We start from the raw sequence: 1,410 nt of genomic DNA, 5'->3' as shown, positions 1-1,410 counted from the left end.
GCCTGAGTCCCGTGGGGTGGTGGACTTTCCGGCCCTGAGCGTCGTGTCGTTGACGTGAGGGGCCACCGTGCGATGGTCAGTGAGAACGACCAAGTTACTCACGACAGGAGATCGCACGATGGCCCTCAATCAGTCTGCCCTGCTTCAGCTGCTCGCCGAGCTGAAACTCACCGACACCACCGACCGCATCCGTCAGATGACCGAACGGCTCTACCAAGAACTGATCGACGCCGAAGCCGCGTCGGTGATCGGCGCCGGACCCTACGAGCGCACCGCCGAGCGCGTTGCGACTCGCAACGGGGCGAGGTTGCGCACCCTGTCGACCACTGCGGGAGATCTGGAGTTGCGGATCCCGAAGCTGCGGGCCGGCAGTTTCTTTCCGTCGTTGTTGGAGCGGCGCCGCCGGGTCGATCAGGCGCTGTTCGCCGTGGTGATGGAGGCCTACCTGCACGGCGTCTCCACCCGCAAGGTTGACGATCTGGTCAAGGCGCTCGGCGCCGACACGGGCATCTCGAAGTCCGAGGTGTCTCGCATCTGCGCCGGCCTGGACGCGACGGTTGCGGCATTCCGCGACCGATCCCTGTCTCAGATCGCCTACCCCTACGTCTTCTTGGACGCCACCTATTGCAAGGTTCGCATCGACGGGCGGGTGGTGTCTCAAGCGGTTGTGGTCGCGATCGGGATCACCGCTGACGGGCACCGTCAGGTGCTCGGCTTTGACGTGGGCGACAGCGAAACGGAGGAGTTCTGGAAAGCGTTCCTGCGATCGTTGAAAGCTCGAGGGCTTTCCGGGGTGAAGCTGGTGATCTCCGACGCGCACGCGGGTTTGAAAGCAGCTATCGCGGTGGTGGTGCAGGGAGCGGCCTGGCAGCGGTGCCGCGTGCATTTCATGCGCAACGTGCTCACCGTCCTGCCTAAGGGTCGGCAGGAGATGGTGGCCTCGATCATCCGCACGATCTTCGCCCAACCCGACGCTGAGCATATTGACGCGCAGTTCGAGGAGGTTGCTCGCATGATCGACCGCGTTCACCCCAAGGCTGCCCAGATGCTCCACGATGCCCGAGCCGACGTGCTGGCGTTCAAGCACTTCCCCGCCCGGCATTGGCGGCAGATCTGGTCGACGAATCCGCTGGAACGGCTGAACCGTGAGATCAAACGTCGCACCGACGTCGTCGGAGTGTTCCCGAACACTGCCAGCCTGCTGCGCCTGACCGGCGCCGTTTTGATCGAGCAGCACGACGAATGGGAAGCTGGCGACCGCCGTTACTTTTCCGAAGCGTCCATGGCCGAACTCACCGCCACCAGCTCGGTCGAGGACGCGGTGATGCTGCCCGAGATCACGGCCGCCTAGACTGCAGCCAGCTGATCATCGCGTGGAAACGAAAGACCACCACTCAGCGGGACGTGGCC

General features: G+C 64.1%; 1 protein-coding gene. It reads left to right on the top strand.

The genetic code is table 11. The features are described 5' to 3' along the window. The first annotated feature begins 118 nt into the window (after window positions 1–118). The gene (locus tag AB0P18_RS16210; protein WP_183321849.1) at window positions 119–1,351 is read left to right on the top strand and encodes an IS256 family transposase; all 1,233 of its coding nucleotides are present in this window, start codon (window positions 119–121) and stop codon (window positions 1,349–1,351) included. The last annotated feature ends 59 nt before the right edge of the window (window positions 1,352–1,410 follow it).

This window comes from Microbacterium sp. NPDC064584, from assembly GCF_040687315.1.
GTDB lineage: Bacteria > Actinomycetota > Actinomycetes > Actinomycetales > Microbacteriaceae > Microbacterium > Microbacterium lacus.
This window is presented reverse-complemented; position numbering and strand designations above follow the sequence as displayed.

What these genes read in the sequence shown, in the direction of transcription:
- AB0P18_RS16210 (WP_183321849.1), top strand. Translation starts at nt 119, where the DNA reads ATGGCCCTCAATCAGTCTGCCCTGCTTCAGCTGCTCGCCGAGCTGAAA.